This window comes from Minwuia thermotolerans (genome assembly GCF_002924445.1).
Classification (GTDB): Bacteria; Pseudomonadota; Alphaproteobacteria; order Minwuiales; family Minwuiaceae; genus Minwuia; species Minwuia thermotolerans.
In genome coordinates this window covers 55,664-70,303 of the sequence record NZ_PIGG01000015.1, presented here as the reverse complement: position 1 = coordinate 70,303, position 14,640 = coordinate 55,664, and the positions used below count along the sequence as shown (strand labels likewise).

General features: G+C 70.0%; 11 protein-coding genes. 7 read left to right on the top strand and 4 right to left on the bottom strand.

Translation table 11 applies throughout. From position 1 onward, the window contains the following. Positions 1-113: 113 nt before the first annotated feature. The 3 genes from CWC60_RS03510 to CWC60_RS03500 are packed head-to-tail and all read right to left on the bottom strand — an operon-like array spanning position 114 to position 3,462. Entirely contained in the window at positions 114-1,343 is a 1,230-nt protein-coding gene (locus CWC60_RS03510) for an SAM-dependent methyltransferase (protein WP_206419749.1), read from the bottom strand. Then, positions 1,340-2,107, bottom strand: a complete 768-nt coding sequence (locus CWC60_RS03505) for a DUF1365 domain-containing protein (protein WP_109792622.1) — start codon at positions 2,105-2,107, stop codon at positions 1,340-1,342. The genes CWC60_RS03510 and CWC60_RS03505 overlap by 4 nt, the downstream gene beginning before the upstream one ends. Next, a complete protein-coding gene (locus CWC60_RS03500) occupies positions 2,107-3,462 on the bottom strand; it encodes an NAD(P)/FAD-dependent oxidoreductase (protein WP_109792621.1) in 1,356 nt (451 codons plus the stop codon). The genes CWC60_RS03505 and CWC60_RS03500 overlap by 1 nt, the downstream gene beginning before the upstream one ends. 128 nt (positions 3,463-3,590) lie before the next feature. Between CWC60_RS03500 and CWC60_RS03495 the strand changes: the two genes are divergently transcribed. The 6 genes from CWC60_RS03495 to CWC60_RS03465 all read left to right on the top strand — a co-directional run bounded on the left by CWC60_RS03495 (position 3,591) and on the right by CWC60_RS03465 (position 13,111). Continuing rightward, positions 3,591-4,181 carry a sigma-70 family RNA polymerase sigma factor gene (locus tag CWC60_RS03495; protein WP_109792620.1) on the top strand — a complete coding sequence of 197 codons (591 nt, stop codon included), beginning with the start codon at positions 3,591-3,593 and terminating at the stop codon, positions 4,179-4,181. After that, positions 4,181-4,834: a ChrR family anti-sigma-E factor gene (locus CWC60_RS03490; RefSeq protein WP_109792619.1), complete on the top strand. Its 654-nt coding sequence runs from the start codon at positions 4,181-4,183 to the stop codon at positions 4,832-4,834. Before CWC60_RS03495 ends, CWC60_RS03490 begins: the two co-directional genes overlap by 1 nt. Positions 4,835-5,034: 200 nt before the next feature. Beyond that, entirely contained in the window at positions 5,035-6,195 is a 1,161-nt protein-coding gene (locus CWC60_RS03485) for a 2OG-Fe(II) oxygenase (RefSeq protein WP_109792618.1), read from the top strand. 84 nt (positions 6,196-6,279) lie between these two features. Then, entirely contained in the window at positions 6,280-9,633 is a 3,354-nt protein-coding gene (locus CWC60_RS03480) for a transglutaminase family protein (protein ID WP_109792617.1), read from the top strand. Then, positions 9,630-12,203 (top strand): circularly permuted type 2 ATP-grasp protein, encoded by a 2,574-nt coding sequence (locus tag CWC60_RS03475; protein ID WP_125182717.1) that lies wholly within the window; start codon positions 9,630-9,632, stop codon positions 12,201-12,203. The genes CWC60_RS03480 and CWC60_RS03475 overlap by 4 nt, the downstream gene beginning before the upstream one ends. Continuing rightward, entirely contained in the window at positions 12,200-13,111 is a 912-nt protein-coding gene (locus CWC60_RS03465; protein WP_164516342.1) for a transglutaminase family protein, read from the top strand. Before CWC60_RS03475 ends, CWC60_RS03465 begins: the two co-directional genes overlap by 4 nt. Positions 13,112-13,374: 263 nt before the next feature. Here the strand turns inward: CWC60_RS03465 and CWC60_RS03460 are convergent, their stop codons facing one another. Further along, positions 13,375-14,031 (bottom strand): S24 family peptidase, encoded by a 657-nt coding sequence (locus CWC60_RS03460; protein ID WP_164516296.1) that lies wholly within the window; start codon positions 14,029-14,031, stop codon positions 13,375-13,377. A gap of 314 nt (positions 14,032-14,345) precedes the next feature. Here CWC60_RS03460 and CWC60_RS03455 point away from each other — a divergent pair, with 314 nt between their 5' ends. Continuing rightward, positions 14,346-14,639, top strand: a complete 294-nt coding sequence (locus CWC60_RS03455; RefSeq protein WP_109792156.1) for a helix-turn-helix domain-containing protein — start codon at positions 14,346-14,348, stop codon at positions 14,637-14,639. Position 14,640: the final 1 nt, after the last annotated feature.

The following is a 14,640-nucleotide window of genomic DNA, read 5'->3' as shown; positions in this document are numbered from 1 at the left end:
CGAATGGTCTCCGGTACATCCGAAAGCCGCCGCCGCCGCGCTGCATACCTTCCGGATCCCGGAGACGGCGGGCTGGCCGGCCCGGCCATCTCCAGACCGCCTGCGCCAGGAGCTCAGCCCGGCTTCGTCAGGCGGAAATGGCCGACGTCGATGACGCCGTGCTGGAAGCCCGCGGCGCAGTAGGCCAGGTAGTAGTCCCAGAGCCGCCGGAAGCGCTGATCGAAGCCGGGCATGGTCTGGATGTCCCCCCAGGCGCCGTGGAAGCGTTCGCGCCAGTCCAGCAGCGTCCGGGCGTAGCACTGGCCGAAGAAGCGTTCGGCCCGGGCCTCCAGCCCCGCCGCGCCCGCCGCGCGCACCAGGCGCTCGGCGCTGGGCAGCATGCCGCCGGGAAAGACAAAGCGCTGGATGAAGTCGGCGCGGCGGCGGTAGCTCTCGAAGGCCGCCTCGTCGATGGTGATGGACTGCACCACGGCGCGGCCGCCGGGCTTCAGCCGTTCGCGGACGGTGCGGAAGAAGGCCGGCCAGTGTTCCTCGCCCACGGCCTCGAACATCTCGATGGAGACCACGCGATCATAGGTTCCCCCGGTCTCCCGGTAATCGGTGAGGTGGAAGCTGGCGCGGTCGGCGAAGCCGCCCTCCGCCGCGCGCCGCCTGGCCCATTCGAGCTGCTCGGTGGACAGGGTGACGCCCTCGACGGTGGCGCCGTATTCGCGCGCGGCGAACGCCGCGAAGCCGCCCCAGCCGCAGCCGATCTCCAGCACCCGGCATCCGGGACGCAGGTCGGCCAGCTCGGCGATGGCCCGGTACTTGGCTTCCTGCGCGCGCTCCAGACTGTTGGCGCCGTCGGCGTAGAGGGCGGCGGAATAGGTCATCGAGGGGTCGAGCCAGCGGGCGTAGAAGTCGTTGCCCAGGTCGTAGTGCTCGGCAATGTTGCGCCGGCTGCCGCGGCGGCTGTTGCGGCGGCGGCGATGGGCCAGCAGGTTGACCACCCGCGACAGGGCCGAACCCTGCAGCGCGTCGTGCAGCGCCGTGCGGTTGGCCTGGATCACGCGGAACACCGCCAGCAGGTCCGGCGTCGTCCATTCGCTGTCCAGAAAGGACCGCGCGACGCCGATCTCGCCGCCGAGCGCCAGCCGTCTCAACGCCCGCCAGTCGCGGATCGCGACCTCCGCCGTCTCGCCGCCGCCGCCGCCTTCCAGCACCCGCCCGTCGGGCAGGGTCACGCGGATGCGGCCGCGCTCCATGCGCGCCAGCAGCCCGGCCAGCAGCCGCGGCCAGAGCCGTCCCGCCAGCCCCGCGCCCTCGCGGCGGCCGGCGTCCCCGAAATCCAGGTCCATCGTCATCCCCGAACGGTTCCCGCCGCGCCGCCGTTGCGGCCGATGAAGGGAACGCCCTTCAGCAAGAGCCGCGCCGCTTCCCAGTGAATACCGGCGATCACCTTGTAGGTCATCAGCGGATGACGCAGCGCCGCGCCGAGCAGCGCCCGGTCGGTCAAGGGCCGGCGCCGGCCGGTGAAGGCCGCGCCCAGCACGGGTCCGTCGGCGTCGGAATGGCGGATGACGACGGCGACATCCTCGCCGGGCGGGCGGACCTGGAAGCGGTACTGGCCTTCCATGGTCAGGAAGGGAGAGACGGGAAACCCCTTGTCGGCGCGCTGGCGGATCAGGGCGCCGTCGCGGCCGCCGTCCACGGGCAGGACATAGGCGTGGCGCTCGCCGAAGGTGTTGTGCACCTCGTAGACCGTGGCCGTCACCGCGTCCCCGCTGTCGCGGCAGAAATAGACCGTCAGCGGATTGAAGACATAGCCCATCAGCCGCGGATAGCACAGCATCTCGACCCGGACCGGGCGCTCGACGCCGATCCCGGCCACGGCCCGGTCAATCCACTGGCGCAGTGTGCCCTCGCGCTCCTTCGGTCCGTGATCGGGGCTCCGGATCGACATCAGACCCGCGCGGTCATGGGCGAACAGCCTGAGATCCCGATCGAGTTCGTCCAGCCGGTCGATATCCGCCAGCAGGGTGAAGACGCGGTAGGACAGGCGGTGGCGGCGCGGTCTCAGACGCTGGTGGACCACCCGGCCTTCATATATGGCGCCGGCATCGGCCATCAGGCGGCCCGCCGCCGGGCGGCCAGCAGCTCGGGCCAGCCGGCCGGGATCTGCAGCCGGCCGGATTCGTCGTCGACCCGCCAGGGCCGCCTCAGTCCGCTCAGTCCCTCGGCCACGGCGAGGCCGGACTGGATGCCGTCCTCGTGGAAGCCGTAACCCAGATGCGCGCCGCAGAACCAGAGATTCCGCGCGCCCTGGATGTTCCAGATCATCTTCTGCATGGCCGCCGCCTCGCCGTCGAACACGGGATGATCATAGGGGAAACTGCGCAGCACCGTCCCCGCCGCCGGCTGGTCCGCGGGGTTGAGGGTGACGAACAGCTCGCGCCGGGTCGCCAGCGGCTGCAGGCGGTTCATCCAGTAGGTCACCGAGGGCGGGCGCTTGCCGTCGTCCTCGCCCAGCAGGTAGTTCCAGCTGGCCCAGGCCCGCCGCCGCCGCGGCATGAAGGCCGGGTCGCTGTGCAGCACCGCCAGATTGCGCTGATAGCGGAAGCCGCCCAGGACGCGGCGTTCGGCGCCGTCGGCGTCCTTGATCATGGCCAGCGCCTCGTCGGCGTGGCAGGCCATGATCACCGCGTCGTGAATCTCGACGCCGTCCTGGCGATCCTCGACGCGCACGCCGTCGGGGGTTCGGGTGATGGCCTCGACGCCGGTGTTCAGGCGCACGCGGTCGCGGAAGCCGGCCGTCAGCGCCTCGACATAGGCCCGGCTGCCGCCGCGGACGGTGCGCCAGCGCGGCCGGTCGGTCAGGCCCAGCAGGCCGTGATTGTCCATGAAGCGGAAGAAGGCCGCCGCGGGGAAGTCCAGCATCCGCGCCGCCGGCGTCGACCAGATCGCCGCGCCCATCGGCAGCACGTGGCGGCTGACCAGTTCCGGGCCGAAGCCGTGGCAGTCCAGGAACTGGCCCAGCGTGGCCTCGCCGCCGCCGGCGAGATGCGCCTTGCCGGCGCGATGGAAGCGGCCGATGTCGCGCAGCATGCGGTAGAAGCGCGGGCTGGCGAGATTGGACGCCTGGGCGAACAGCATGGACGGCCGGGCGGCGCCGTATTCGAACCGCCCGCCTTCCGCCGAGACCGAGAAGGACATGTCCGACGGTGCGGTCTCCACGCCCAGCCTGTCGAACAGCGCCAGCAGGTTGGGGTAGTTGCGGTCGTTGCAGACGATGAAGCCGGTATCGACCGGTACGGCGCGGCCGCCATCGTCGACGTCGACCGTGTTGGCGTGGCCGCCGGCGTATTCGGCGCGGTCATAGACCGTGACCCGGTAGTTGCCGGCCAGCAGCCAGGCGGCCGACAGGCCGGAGATGCCGGCGCCGACGACGGCGATGCGGGAGCCGAATGGGAGGCCGGCGGTCATGGGGCGGACATCATGAACAGTTTCATTTCGATCATGGCCCCACTACGTCTGCCTTCCGGCGGCGGATCACAGCGCCGCCCGGCAGTGATCCACCGGCCGCCGGGGCCGTAGAAGGGACCATGAGGGCAATGGCGACAGTGCGCAGCGGCGGACCGACAGGCGCGACGGCCGCACCGGAGATCGACGGCGTCGCGCTGCTGGCGCGGGTTGCCGAGGCGCGGTGCCGGCTGAGCTTCGCCGACCTGTTCGGCCATTTCGGTCCGCGCATCAAGGGCTTCATGATGCGCTCAGGCGCGTCCGAGGATCTGGCCGAGGAAGTGGTGCAGGAAACCATGGTGACCGTCTGGACCAAGGCGCATCTGTTCGATCCGGCGAAGGCCGGCGCCAGCACCTGGATCTTCACCATCGCCCGCAACAAGCGCATCGACCTGATCCGTCGCCGCAACCGCCCGGAGCCGGACCCGAACGATCCCATGTTCGTGCCCGACCCGCCGGAGAGCGGCATCGAGACGGTGACCCGCAAGCAGGACGAACGGCGCATCCGCCAGGCGATTTCCGAACTGCCGCCGGAGCAGGCGCAGATCGTGATGCTGTCCTTCTTCGAGGAGCTACCCCATTCCGCCATCGCCGAACGGCTGGACCTGCCGCTCGGCACCGTGAAATCGAGGCTGCGGCTCGCCTTCCGCAAGGTGCGTGATTCCGTGGGAGAGGATTCGTGATGTCGATCCGACACCATCCGGCCGAGACGACCCTGATCGCCTACGCCGCCGGCCATCTGGACGAGGCCCTGTCGGCCATCGTCGCCAGCCATCTGGCCGTCTGCCCGCGCTGCCGCGGGCGCAGCCGCCTGGCCGACGGCATCGGCGGCGAGCTGCTGGACTCCGCCGAGCCCGCCACCCTGCGCGACGATGCGCTGGACGCGGTGCTGGCCCGCATCGCCGGCGCGGGGCCCGAGACCGCCGAACCGGCGCCACGGGCCGGCCGTCACGGCGTGGCCGCGCCGCTGGGCCAGCTCCTGCCGGAGCGGCTTTCGGACATCCGCTGGCGCACCGTCGGGCCCGGCATCCGCCAGGCGCGCCTGGGCGAGACGGGCCGCGACCCGGAAGGGCTGAAGCTGCTGAAGATCGCGCCGGGCCGCTCGGTGCCGCGCCATACGCACCGGGGCCACGAGATGACCCTGATCGTCTCCGGCTCCTACACCGACGAGCTCGGCCGCTTCCAGGCCGGCGACATCGCCGACCTGGACGGCGAGGTGGATCACCAGCCGGTCTCCGACACCGGCGAGGACTGCATCTGCATCATCGCCACCGACGCCCCGCTCCGCTTCGAGGGCTGGGTGCCCCGGCTGATGCAGCCCTTCGTGCGCATCTGATCCGGCCGCGGAGATCGATCGCCCCTGCAATTCCTCCACCCTTGTGGGGGAGGTGACTGCGCAGCAGCCGGAGGGGGCTGGTTGGCGCGTGCGGAACGCTCCGGGCCGGCGCGGTGCCGATTTCTGTTGTGCGGTGCTGATTTCGGGGTAAACGGGAACTGCGCTCCCTGATTTCGGGGCGCTTTGGGAACCCCGAGCCCATGACCGGCTACGCCAATCTGATGACCGGCGATCCCGCGCCCTGGTTCCATCAGCGCTCCTTCGCCAACCCGCGCTACGCCTTCGACACGGCGGCGGGCCGCTACATCGTGCTGTGCTTCTTCGCCTCCGCCGGCGACGACCATGCGAAGGCCGCCATTGCCGGCGTCCGCGCCCGCCCCGACCTGTTCGACGACACCATGGCCTCCTTCTTCGGCGTCAGCGCCGATCCGGCCGACGAGAGCGGCCGGCGCGTGGCAGAGAGCTATCCGGGCTATCGCTTTCTCTGGGATTTCGACGGCCTGATCGGCCGTCTCTACGGCGCGTTGCCGAAGGAGCCGGCGGCGGGCGCGGCCCCTGTGGTGCGCCGGCGCTGGGTCGTCCTCGACCCGACGCTGAGGGTGCTGAAGGTGCTGCCCTTCCGCGGCGACCGGGGCGACATCGCCGAACTGCTGGCCTTTCTCGACGGCCTGCCGCCGCCGTCGCGCCATGCCGGCGTGGAGCTGATGGCGCCGGTGCTGGTGCTGCCCAACGTCTTCGAACCGGCTTTCTGCGCGAAGCTCATCGGCCTCTACGAGGAGCATGGCGGCGAGGAATCGGGCTTCATGCGCGAACGCGACGGCCGCACCGTCGCCACCTACGACAACGCCCACAAGCGCCGCCGCGACCACGTGATCGAGGACGAGGCCGTGATCCAGCAGGCCCGGGCGCGGATCGCGCGCCGCGTGGTGCCGGAAATCCGCAAGATCCACCAGTTCGAGGTGACGCGGATGGAGCGCTACATCGTCGCCTGCTACGACGCCGAGGAGGGCGGACATTTCCGCACCCACCGCGACAACACGACCCGGGGGACGGCGCACCGGCGCTTCGCCGTCTCGGTCAACCTGAATGACGGGTTCGAGGGCGGCGAGGTCGGCTTTCCCGAATACGGCCCGCGCGGCTTCCGGCCGCCGGCGGGCGGGGCGCTGGTGTTCTCGTGCTCCCTGCTGCACCGGGTCTCGACGGTGACGCGGGGCCGGCGCTACGCCTTCCTGCCCTTCCTCTATGACGACGCCGCGGCGCGCCTGCGGGAGGCCAACAGCCGCTTCCTGGAGGACGGTCAGAGCCGATACCGCGCCACCCCGGCGAGCGAGCCGGAAACCGAAGGGGCGCGTCAGGCGTAGGGCAGCTTCGCCTTGCCGGCCCCCGGCCGCCCGCCTATCTTCCGCCACACGCCGACATTCACGGACCGAGGTCAGGGCGAACCCATGCCGATCCACGCGGCTCTCAACCACAAGACGCTGTACGACTACGACCGCAAGGTCTCGCTCTCGCCGCAGGTGATCCGGCTGCGGCCGGCCGGCCACTGCCGGACGCGGATCATCGGCTATTCGCTGAACATCTCGCCGAAGAACCACTTCATCAACTGGCAGCAGGACCCGCTGGGCAACTATCTCGCCCGCGTGGTCTTTCCCGATCCGGTGGACCATTTCCACGTCGAGGTCGACCTGACCGCCGAGATGGCGGTGCTCAATCCCTTCGACTTCTTCGTCGCCGAGCATGCCGAGACCTACCCCTTCGCCTATGAGGGCGAGGAGGCCGAGGAACTGGAGCCCTACCTCGACCCGGAGCCGGCGGGGCCGCTGCTGCAGGAATACCTGACGAAGGTCGACCGTTCGGAACGCCACATCGTCGACTTCCTGGTGGCGGTGAACCAGGACCTGGAACAGCGCATCGACTACATCGTGCGCATGGAGCCCGGCGTGCAGACGCCGGAGGAGACGCTGGAGAAGAACCGCGGCTCATGCCGCGACTCGGCCTGGCTGATGGTCCAGATCCTGCGCCATTGCGGGCTGGCGGCGCGCTTCACCTCGGGCTACCTGATCCAGCTCACGCCGGACCAGAAGGCGCTCGAAGGTCCGACCGGACCGGAGGCCGACTTCACCGACCTGCACGCCTGGGCCGAGGTCTACCTGCCCGGCGCCGGCTGGATCGGTCTCGACGCCACCTCCGGGCTGCTGGCCGGCGAGGGCCACATTCCGCTGGCCTGCGCCGCCGTGCCGACCAGCGCCGCGCCGATCACCGGCAATGTCAGCCGCTCCGAGGTCGATTTCCGCCACGAGATGTCGGTCCAGCGCATCTACGAGAGTCCGCGGGTGACCAGGCCCTACACGGGCGCGCAGTGGGCGGCGATCGACGTTCTGGGCGAGGCGGTGGAAGCGCGCCTGACGCAGGGCGACGTGCGGCTGACCATGGGCGGCGAGCCGACCTTCATCTCCATCGACGACATGGACGGCGCGGAATGGAACACCGCCGCGCTGGGTCCGACCAAGCGCAAGCTCGCCTACAACCTGATCCAGCGCCTGCGCAAGCGCTTCGCGCCGGACGGCTTGCAGACCTTCGGCCAGGGCAAGCAGTATCCGGGCGAGCCGCTGCCGCGCTGGGCCTTCGGTCTCTACTGGCGGGGCGATGGCCGGCCGCTGTGGAACGAGGAGCGGCTGATCGCCCGTGAGGACGTGGACTACAAGCCGACGCCCGTGGACGCGAAGCGCTTCATCATCTCGCTCTGCGAGAGGCTGGAGGTCGACCCGGACTACGTGATGCCGGCCTATGAGGACCCGCTGGAGCACGTCCAGGCGGAACAGGGCCTGCCCGTGAACCTGGACCCAGACGCGCCGGAACTGCAGAAGGACCAGGACCGCGCGCGGCTGGCCCGGGTGCTGCGTCAGGGCCTGGGCAATCCGGTGGGCTATGTCCTGCCGCTGCAGGCCTGGCAGGCCAAGGCCGGTCCGTCCTGGATCACCGGCCGCTGGCCGTTCCGCGGTGAGCACCTGTTCCTGCTGCCCGGCGATTCGCCGGTCGGCTTCCGGCTGCCGCTGGAATCGCTGCCCTACATCCCGCCCGGCCGCTATCCCTATCATTTCCCGGCCGACCCGTTCTCCATCGAGGGGCCGCTGCCGGAGCCGGACCTGAAGCGCCAGCCCTTCCGTCGCGGCGAGACTGGGCCCGCCGGCGAGACGCAGTCGCCCCAGCGCCTGCCGGACCCGGCGGCCCAGCGCGAGCCGACGGAAGGCGACGTCGGGCTGGTCAGCAAGGACGTGCGCACAGCCCTGGCCGTGGAGCCGCGCGGCGGGCGGCTCAACGTCTTCATGCCGCCGACCAGCCAGGCCGAGCAGTATCTGGAGCTGGCGGCGGCCTGCGAGGACGTCGCCGCCGAGATGGACATCCCGATCCACCTGGAAGGCTACGACCCGCCCCACGATCCGCGGCTCAACGTCATCAAGGTCACCCCGGACCCCGGCGTGATCGAGGTGAACATCCACCCCTCGGCCAGCTGGAGCGGCCTGCGCGACGTGACCATGGCGCTCTACGAGGAGGCCCGCCAGTCCCGGCTGGGCACCGAGAAGTTCATGGTCGACGGCCGCCATATCGGCACCGGCGGCGGCAATCACATCGTCTGCGGTGGCAAGTCGCCGGCCGACAGCCCGTTCCTGCGCCGCCCCGACCTGCTCGGCTCGCTGATCCGCTACTGGCAGAACCATCCGAGCCTCTCATACCTGTTTTCCGGGCTGTTCATCGGCCCGACCAGCCAGGCGCCCCGGGTCGACGAAGGCCGCGACGACATCCTCTACGAACTGGAGATCGCGCTGGCGCAGCTGCCCGGCCCGGGCGAGAACGCGCCGCTGTGGCTGGTCGACCGCATCCTGCGCAACCTGCTGATCGACCTGACGGGCAATACCCACCGCGCCGAGATCTGCATCGACAAGCTCTACTCGCCGGACGGGCCGTCGGGGCGGCTGGGCCTGGTGGAGTTCCGCGCCTTCGAGATGCCGCCGCATGCGGAGATGAGCCTGGCGCAGCAACTGCTGCTCAGGGCGCTGATCGCGCGCTTCTGGGATCATCCCTACACCAAGCCGCTGGTGCGGCACGGCGACCGGCTGCGCGACCGCTACATGCTGCCCCACTACATCTGGCAGGACTTCCGCGGCGTGCTGCAGGAAATGCGCGAGAGCGGCATCCCCGTGCAGGACGACTGGTACGCGCCGCATTTCGAGTTCCGCTTCCCGCGCTGCGGCGACGTCAGCTACAGCGGCATGAACATCGAGATCCGCACCGCGCTGGAGCCCTGGCACGTCATGGGCGAGGAGCCGGGCGGCGGCGGCACGGTGCGCTATGTCGACAGCTCGGTGGAGCGCCTGCAGGTCAGGATCGACGGGCTGACCCATCCCGAGCGCTATGTCATCGCCTGCAACGGCCGCCGCGTGCCGCTGCAGGCCACCGAGACCGCGGGCGAGTACGTCGCCGGGGTGCGGTTCCGCGCCTGGCAGCCGTCCTCGGCCCTGCACCCGACGATCGGCGTGCATTCGCCGCTGGTCTTCGACCTGATCGACAGCTGGAACGGCCGCGCGCTCGGCGGCTGCCGCTATCATGTCGCCCACCCCGGCGGCCGCTCCCACGAGACCACGCCCGTCAATGCCGAGGAGGCCGAGGGCCGGCGGCTGGCGCGCTTCGACGCGCACGGGCACACGCCCGGCGTCGCCGGCGTGCCGGTGCGCGAGCACAATCCGAGCTATCCGCACACGCTCGACCTGCGCGCGCCGGTCATGCGATCGGACGTGTGAGCGGGACCGGCATGGGCGACGGCGAGCGGGCGGCGCCCCGGAATCCCTGGAGCAGCGATTTCCGCCTGGGCTACGGGCCGGAACCCGGCGTCCATGACGAGATGACCGAATCCCATGGCGGTCTCAGGCCGGCCTGGGGGGAGATCGCCGACTTCATGGCGGAACTGTCGGAGGAGGACTGGCGCCGGCGCTGGGACCGCGGCCTGCGCACCCTCCGCGAGCATGGCGTCACCTACAACGTCTATCACGGCCGCCAGTCGGAGGCGGACCGCTGGCGGCTCGATCCGGTGCCCATGGTGCTGCGCGCCGACGAGTGGGGCATGCTGTCGGCCGCGCTGGCGCAGCGCGCCAAGCTGCTGGATCTGATCCTGCGCGACCTGCTGGGGTCGCAGACCCTGCTCGCCAGCGGCCTGATCCCGCCGCCGCTGGTGTTCGGCCATCCGGGCTTCTTCCGACCCACCGTCGACGCCGCCGGCGGCGACCGCCAGCGGCTGTTCCTCTACGGCGCGGATCTCGCCCGCACCCCGGACGGCCAGTGGCGCATCATGATGGACCGCACCGAGGCGCCGTCGGGCTTCGGCTATGCGCTGGAGAACCGGGCGATCCTGGGCCGGGTGTTCCCGGAACTGATGCGCCGCGCCAATGTGCGGCCGGTCTCCGCCTTCTTCGCGGCGATGCGGGAGGGTCTGGGCGCGGCCGCCCCCGGCAAGGACGATCCGCGCATCGTCGTGCTGACGCCGGGGCCGCGCAACGAGGCGCATTTCGAACACGCCTATCTGGCGCGGCGGCTGGGCTGCCCGCTGGTTGAGGCCGACGACCTGACCGTGCGCGGCGGCGAGGTATTCCTGAAGACCCTGCAGGGTCTGCGCTTGGTCGACGTCATCCTGCGCCGCACCGACACCGCCTTCTGCGACCCGCTGGAGCTGCGCGGCGATTCGGCGCTGGGCGTCGCCGGCCTGACCCATGCGGCCCGCGAGGGCGCGGTCGCGGTGGTCAACGCGCTGGGCTCGGGCGTGGTGGAATCGCCGGGGCTGATGCCCTTCATGCCGGGCCTCTGCCGCAGCCTGCTGGACGAGGAACTGCGTCTGCCGTCGGTCGCCACCTGGTGGTGCGGCCAGACGCAGGAGCGCGCCCATGTGCGCGAAAGTCTGGACTCGCTGGTGGTCAAGCCCGCCTTTCCTTCCGATCCGGGCGAGCCCGTCTTCGGGGCCAGGGCGGACGCCGCGCGGCTGGCGGCGCTGGAGACCGCCATCGGCGAACGCCCCGAGCGCTTCATCGGTCAGGAATATGTCCGCCTGTCGACCGCCCCCACCTGGTCCGATCACGGGCTGGAGCCGCGGGCGATCATGCTGCGTATGCTGCTCTGCTGGACGCCCGAGGGCTGGACGGTGATGCCCGGCGGCATGGTCCGCGTCGCCCCCGACCGCCACGACCCGGTCGTCTCCATGCAGCGCGGCGGCGGCGCCAAGGACGTCTGGGTGCTGGGTCAGGTCGGCCCGGAGGGCGGGGAGAGCGAGCCCGCCGAGCGCCCGCCCGAGATCCGCCGCGGCCGCGGCAACCTGCCGTCGCGCACCGCCGACGGCATGTACTGGTTCGGCCGCTATCTGGAGCGCGCGACGGCCATCGCCCGGCGCTTCCGCGGCGCGGTCAACAGCGTCGACGAACGGCTGCTGCCGCTGGCCACGGGCGAGGAGGCGGAGGTCGTGCGCGGCCTGCTCGGCTCCGGCGTCTTCAGCGCGCCCGAGGCGGAGAAGGCAACGCCGGCCCGGCTGCTGGATCACGCCTCGGGGCTGCTGTTCGATCCCGATCATCAGGGCGGGCTGCTGCACGCGCTGACGCGGCTGCGCGATTCGGCCGAGACCGTGCGTCACGTGATGTCGAACGACACCTGGCTGGCGGTCACGCGGGTGCACGAGGCGCTGGGCGCGGCCCGGCGCGCGCCGCGCCGCCCGACCCTGCTGGGGGAACGGATGGACGACGTCGTCTATGCCCTGCAGGCGGCCAATGGCTCCACCAACGAGACCATGGACCGCGGCCACGCCTGGCGCTTCTACGATCTCGGCCGGCGGCTGGAGACGGGGCTGCAGATGCTGGAGCTGTTCTCCGCCACCGTGCTGCAGCCCAGTGGCGGTTCGCGGCTGATGCTGGAGACGCTGCTGGAGGTCTGCGACTGCGTCACCACCTATCGCGGGCGCTACCGCGATCGTCCGGAATTCACCACGGTCCTCGACCTGCTGATCTCCGACCTCGACAATCCCCGCTCGCTGGGCCATCAGCTCCGCCGCATCACCGGGCATGTGGAGGCCCTGGCCGAACTGCGCGGGCCGCTGGTGGGCGACGACGAGCGCCTTGCGGTCTCGGCCTTTGCCGCGGTCAGGACCGCCGATGCGGCGCAGCTCGCGCTGCTGGAAGACGGCGAAAGACCGCTGCTGGGGCGTTTCGTCGAGTTCCTGCAATCCCATCTGTGGGAGATGAACGACGCCGTCGTGGTGCGCTATTTCAGCCATGTGGAAGGCCGGGGGCGGCAATTGTCCATCGGTCTCGCCGCCGGCATCGAGGACGTGCTGTGATCTACCGCGTCCGCCACAGAACCGCCTACGCCTATGGCGACACGGTGCTGCTGTCGCATCACATGCTGCACCTGACGCCGCGCTCGACGGAGCGGCAGAAGCGGCTGGAGACGCGGCTGGTGATCGAGCCGGAGCCCGCCGGACCGGTGGCGCGGCGGCGCGACTTCTACGGCAACGAGGTGGCGATCTTCGAGCTGACCACCGCGCATCGCCGCTTCGCCGTCGAGAGCTCCAGCCTGGTGGCGGTGGACCCGCTCGTCCTGCCGCCGGCTGGCGCGACCGAGCCGTGGCAGGACATCGCCGCCGACGTCATGAACAACAACGATCCCCGCGCCTATGCGCTGTCGGACTTCGCCGGCCGCAACGAGCATTCCCAGGTGGCGGAGCAGTTGCGCGACTATGTCCGCCCCAGCTTTCCCGCCGGCCGGCCGGTGCTGGAGGCCGCCCGCGACCTGGCGCGGCGCGTCCACGACGATTTCGACTACGTGCCCGGCGTCACCGACGTGACCACCTCCGTCGGCGCGGTGATGCAGAAGCGGCGCGGCGTCTGCCAGGACTTCGCCCATCTGATGGTCGCGGGGCTGCGCGTCATCGGCCTGCCGGCGCGCTACGTCTCGGGCTATCTCAGGACCGAGCCGCCCGAGGGTCAGGCGCGCCTGATCGGCGCCGACCAGTCGCACGCCTGGGTCGGCGTCTGGATGCGCGAGGCGGGCTGGATCGACCTGGACCCGACCAACGCCTGCTTCGCCGGGGAGGACCACATCACCCTGGCCTGGGGCCGGACCTATGCCGACGTGGCGCCGGTCAAGGGCGTGCTCACCGGCGGCGGCGAGCACCAGCTCAAGGTGGAGGTCGACGTCATCCCCGCCGAGACCGGCCCGGCCGAGGACAGCGCCCTGGTGGCGTGAGGGGTCCTGTTCTTCATGCAACGATCAGGATTGTTAACCGACACTTGATTCTGGAGTGATCCGGGACTTTCCGGGACGAGGCGGGACTATGCGGGACGGCGCGGAAAACCGGGGCTCCTGCATGGGGAGGTGTCAGGCGTCGTTCATGGCGTCTGAATCCGGAGTGGCGGTCGATCCGAGGAATCTCGCCAGTTGAAACCGGAATCGCGCGGCAGGCAATGAGCGGCCTATCAGACGTCAATTAGAGCGCCCCGAGAGGGCCATTAGATGAGCCTGCCAATCCAGCGGACACGACCGGCGACGTGGACCTGGTCGAGCTCGCCCGCGCCGATGGTCTGCTCAACATAGGCGGGATTGTCGGACTTCACCGAAACGCCGCCGGTGAAGAAGCGCTGGATGCGCTTGACCACCAGATTGCCGGCCATGGCGATGACGTAGATGGCGTCGTCGCGGAAGTGGTCGATCGAGGTGTCGATCAGCAGCAGGTCTCCGGAGCGGATGACCGGCTCCATGGAATCGCCGGCGGCCGTGATCAGGACCAGGTGGTCCGGGTCGGCGCGGAGCGCCTGGCGCACCCATTTCCGCTGGAAGGCCATGTAATCCACGACGTTTTCCTGATCGGAGAACATGCCGGGCCCGGCCGAGGCCTCGACATCGTAGCGGGGAATCATGACGAATCCAGGTTCCAGGCCGTTGGCGCTGCCCACGCCGTTCTCGATCGCCTTCACGCGTTCCCGGATGTCGGCGAGCTGGGTTTGTGTGTGGTTCTGCTGCTGGGCTGGCGGCTCGTCTGGCCGCATGGGCCCTTCGCCATAGGTGAGCCATTCGAGCCGGAATCCTGTGGCCTTAGCAATCTCGCCCAGCGCAATTGCCGAGGGCGTCGTACCGGTCTTGTAGCTCTGGAGACTGCGGACCTTCACGCCAGACCGGTCGTTAACAGCCTTGTCGCCGCCTGCGCATGATATTGCGTACCGAATCCGCTCCTGCATTTCGGAGTTCGGCCCCGGAACTGCGAAATCCGCTTCGTTCTTAACAGACATTTTCGTTGTTCCCGCAAGTGAATGATATTGCGGAGAAAATCCAAAATTGCATGATCATGCGCTCTATCTTGAACTACGAAGCGCGAAATTATGTTGATAGAAGCCCATAATTTTGCGTACCCTCGTCTCAGTTGCGATGCGCATAGCGCGAACAAAGCCGGCCTGGCGGGGCCGGCGATCGGACAGAGAGACGGATGGCCCAGAAGGCAAGGAACGCAGACCCGAACGACATCATGGCCGAGATCCGCAAGCGGATCGGGTCCATGTCGGAACTCGCGCGCCGTCACGGCGTCTCGACCTCGACGATCCGCTGCGCCACCCGCAGGCCGCAGCCGACCGGCAACCGCATCATCGCCGAGTTCCTGGGCCGGAGCGTGCACGAACTCTGGCCCGAATGGTTCGACGCCGACGGCAACCGCCGTCTCTCCAGCCTGAACCGTAGCGCCGGGCGCGGCCGGAGTCAGTGTCAAAAGCGGGAGGCGGCGTAGA